The 3,664-nt window shown below is 63.5% G+C and carries 4 protein-coding genes and 1 pseudogene; 1 reads left to right on the top strand and 4 read right to left on the bottom strand.

Annotated elements, in window-relative coordinates; all coding sequences use genetic code 11:
* Positions 1-66: 66 nt before the first annotated feature.
* From frr to rpsB, 4 genes are all read right to left on the bottom strand, one after another.
* Positions 67-627: a ribosome recycling factor gene (gene frr, locus AC1DY5_RS46890; RefSeq protein WP_478121214.1), complete on the bottom strand. Its 561-nt coding sequence runs from the start codon at positions 625-627 to the stop codon at positions 67-69.
* A gap of 13 nt (positions 628-640) precedes the next feature.
* Positions 641-1,363 carry a UMP kinase gene (pyrH, locus tag AC1DY5_RS46885; RefSeq protein WP_478121213.1) on the bottom strand — a complete coding sequence of 241 codons (723 nt, stop codon included), beginning with the start codon at positions 1,361-1,363 and terminating at the stop codon, positions 641-643.
* 93 nt (positions 1,364-1,456) lie between these two features.
* Positions 1,457-2,380 carry a translation elongation factor Ts gene (gene tsf, locus AC1DY5_RS46880; protein WP_478121212.1) on the bottom strand — a complete coding sequence of 308 codons (924 nt, stop codon included), beginning with the start codon at positions 2,378-2,380 and terminating at the stop codon, positions 1,457-1,459.
* Between the two features lie 112 nt (positions 2,381-2,492).
* Complete coding sequence (gene rpsB, locus AC1DY5_RS46875) at positions 2,493-3,248, bottom strand: 30S ribosomal protein S2 (protein ID WP_478121211.1); 756 nt, start codon at positions 3,246-3,248, stop codon at positions 2,493-2,495.
* A 198-nt stretch (positions 3,249-3,446) separates the two neighbouring features.
* Here rpsB and AC1DY5_RS46870 point away from each other — a divergent pair.
* Positions 3,447-3,664: pseudogene (locus tag AC1DY5_RS46870) on the top strand (amidase); the annotation flags it as partial.

Raw genomic sequence — 3,664 nt, 5'->3', positions numbered from 1 at the left:
CAGCGGCCGTTGCCATCCATGACGATGGCGATGTGATGGGGAACCGCGGGCACCTGTTGCTTCATCTCAAACAGCCATGATCTCAGCTTCTTTGGCGGTCACCAGGCGGTCGATTTCCCCGATGTGGCGGTCGGTCACCTTCTGGATCTCGGCTTCGGCGCGCTTCTGATCGTCTTCCGAGGCCAGCTTGTCCTTGACCAGCTTCTTGATCGCATCGTTGGCGTCGCGGCGCAGGTTGCGCGTCGCGATCTTGGCGGTCTCGCCTTCGTTGCGCACCAGCTTGGTCATTTCCTTGCGGCGCTCCTCGCTCATCGGCGGCAGCGGAACGCGGATCAGGTCGCCCATCGAGGCCGGATTGAGGCCCAGGTCGCTCTCGCGGATGGCTTTCTCGATCTTGGCGCCCATGCCCTTTTCCCAGGGCTGGACGCTGATCGTGCGGGAGTCGAGCAGCGCGACGTTGGCGACCTGCGACAGCGGCACCGACGAGCCGTAGTAATCGACATGGACCGAATCCAGCAAGGCCGGATTGGCGCGGCCGGTGCGGATCTTGGTCAGGTTGTTCTGGAAGGCGGCGAGCGACTGGTTCATCTTGGCGTCGGTCGCACTGCGGATGTCTGCAATGGTCATGGGTTCATTCTCCTCAAGCGTGCACGAGGGTGCCTTCGTCCTCGCCCATCACGACACGCTTGAGTGCGCCGTTCTTGAAGATCGAGAACACATTGATCGGCAGGTTCTGGTCGCGGCACAGCGCGAAGGCCGTGGCGTCCATGATGCCGAGGTTTTGTGCAATGGCTTCATCGAAGCTCAGGTTGGTGTAGCGTGTCGCTCTCGGGTCCTTCTTGGGGTCGGCCGTGTAGACGCCGTCGACCTTGGTCGCCTTGAGCACCAGTTCGGCGCCGATCTCGGCACCGCGCAGCGCGGCAGCCGTATCGGTCGTGAAGAAGGGGTTGCCGGTGCCGGCGGCGAAGATCACGACCTTGCCCTCTTCGAGGTACTGCAAGGCCTTGGGGCGCACATAGGGCTCGACCACCTGCTCGATCGCGATGGCCGACATCACGCGGGCGATCAGGCCCTGCTTGTTCATCGCGTCGGCCAGGGCCAGCGCGTTCATGACCGTGGCCAGCATGCCCATGTAGTCGGCGGTGGCGCGGTCCATGCCCACCGAACCGCCGGCGACGCCGCGGAAGATGTTGCCGCCGCCAATCACGACGGCGACCTCAACACCCATGTTCACGACTTCGGCCACCTCGCCCACCATCCGGACGATAGTCGCGCGGTTGATGCCGAACGCGTCGTCCCCCATCAGCGCCTCGCCCGACAGCTTCAACAAGATTCGCTTGTGGGCTGGGCGGGTGTCGAGCATGGGTGGTTCCTTAGAGGTGAGCGGGGGCGAGTGTAAAACGTGACTGTGAAGAAGCGGCAGTGCGTCACGTGCACTGCCGCGCTGCGGCGTGACTTAGGCCGCAGCTTTGGCGGCTGCGACCTGCGCTGCCACCTCGGCCGCGAAGTCGTCGACCTTCTTCTCGATGCCTTCGCCGACGACGTAGAGCGTGAAGCCCTTGATCGAGGTGTTGGCGGCCTTGAGCATGTGCTCGACRGTCTGCTTGTCGTTCTTGACGAAAGCTTGGTTGTGCAGCGAGACCTCCTTGAGGTACTTCTGCACGCCGCCTTCGATGCGCTTGGCGACGATGTCGGCCGGCTGGGGCTGCTTGCCCGCGGCTTCGGCCACCTTGCGGTCTTCCTCGGCCTTGCCGGCGGCAACCGCGCGTTCCTTCTCGATCAGGTCGGCCGGCACGTCCGAGGCCGAGATCGCGACCGGCTTCATCGCGGCGATGTGCATCGCCACATCCTTGGCCGAGGTCTCGTCGCCTTCGAACTCGACCATCACGCCGATCCGGGTGCCGTGCAGGTACGACGCCAGCTTGCCGTTGCCGGCGAAGCGCTTGAAGCGGCGGAAGCTCATGTTCTCGCCGATCTTGCCGATCAGGCCCTTGCGCACGTCTTCCAGCGTCGGGCCGAAGCCGTCCTGCTCGTAGGCCAGGGCACCCAGCGCGGCCAGGTCGGCCGGGTTGTTCTTGGCGACCAGCATGGCGGCCGCATTGGCCATCGCGAGGAAGCTGTCGTTCTTGGTGACGAAGTCGGTTTCGCAGTTGATCTCGATCATTGCACCGGCATCGCCGCCGACGTACGCCGTGACCACGCCTTCGGCCGTGATGCGGCCCGAAGCCTTGCCGGCCTTGTTGCCGAGCTTGATGCGCAGCAGCTCTTCGGCCTTGTCCATGTTGCCGTCGGCCTCGGTCAGCGCCTTCTTGCATTCCATCATCGGGGCGTCGGTTTTTGCGCGCAGTTCGCCAACCATGCTTGCGGTGATCGTTGCCATGTGTGTACTCCGTTCGGTTTGTCAGCTGCGGCCGCCGCACCGGGCGTCCGCGAAAATCAGATTAAAAAAAAGGGGCAACGAAGCCCCTTCTTCAGGCTCGAGCGAGCTTGAATCAGGCGGAAGCGCCCTCTTCGACTTCGACGAATTCGTCGGAACCGCCTTCAGCCACGGCCTTCACGACGTCGTTGACGCCGCTGTTGCGGCCTTCGATGATCGCGTCGGCGATACCGCGGGCATACAGCGTGACTGCTTTCGACGAGTCGTCGTTGCCGGGGATAACGTAGTCGATGCCTTCAGGCGAGTGGTTCGAGTCGACCACGCCGATCAACGGGATGCCGAGCTTCTTGGCTTCGGCGACGGCGATCTTGTGGAAGCCCACGTCGATCACGAAGATGGCGTCGGGCAGCGCGGTCATGTCCTGGATGCCGCCGATGTCCTTTTCGAGCTTGGCGATCTCGCGGGAGAAGGTGAGCTGCTCTTTCTTGCTCAGACTGTCGAGGCCGGCTTCCTGCTGGGCCTTCATGTCCTTCAGACGCTTGATCGAGGTCTTGACGGTCTTGAAGTTGGTCAGCATGCCGCCGAGCCAGCGGGTGTCGACGAAGGGCACGCCGGCGCGGCGGGCTTCGGCAGCCACAATCTCGCGGGCCTGGCGCTTGGTGCCGACCATCAGGATGGTGCCGCGGTTGGCGGTCAGCTGCTTGGCGTACTTCATCGCATCCTGGAACATCGGAAGCGACTTTTCCAGGTTGATGATGTGAATCTTGTTGCGATGGCCGAAGATGTACGGGGCCATCTTGGGGTTCCAGAAGCGGGTCTGGTGACCGAAATGGACACCGGCTTCCAGCATTTCGCGCATGGTGGTCGACATAAGGAATAACTCCAAAGGTTGGGTCTAAAATCCAGCCCGTTTTGTGTGCTTTTCCATTGGAGGAAAGCCTCACAACACCTTGAATGGGCTGGTTTGCGGATGCGTCGCGCCCAAAGATCCTCGCGGCCGCTGGGCGAAACCCAAGGAGTATAGCACTCACCGCCCTCGAACCCCCTCTTCCGACTGGCCACCCACACCATGCGACCCGACCTGCACGCCACCCGCCTCGCCCTGCTGGCGACCACCTCCGATGCGCGCACCGAAATGGCGCAGAGCCTGGCCACCGCCGCCTCGCCGGCCTGCGCGCACGCCTTCACCCGCACAATGCCGGACGAAGCGCGCCGGGAAGCCGCCGCCGCGGCGCCTGGCCTGCCGCTCGCCGGACTGGCTTTTTCGGCCAAGGACCTGTTCGACAT

Source organism: Variovorax sp. P4_D9 (assembly GCF_056401695.1).
The sequence above is the reverse complement of the archived record's forward strand: the minus strand, read 5'-3'. Positions and strand labels throughout refer to the sequence as shown.

Excerpts from the sequence above, each read along its gene's own strand:
- frr (WP_478121214.1), bottom strand. The coding sequence starts at position 627 with ATGACCATTGCAGACATCCGCAGTGCGACCGACGCCAAGATGAACCAG.
- pyrH (WP_478121213.1), bottom strand. The coding sequence starts at position 1,363 with ATGCTCGACACCCGCCCAGCCCACAAGCGAATCTTGTTGAAGCTGTCG.
- rpsB (WP_478121211.1), bottom strand. The coding sequence starts at position 3,248 with ATGTCGACCACCATGCGCGAAATGCTGGAAGCCGGTGTCCATTTCGGT.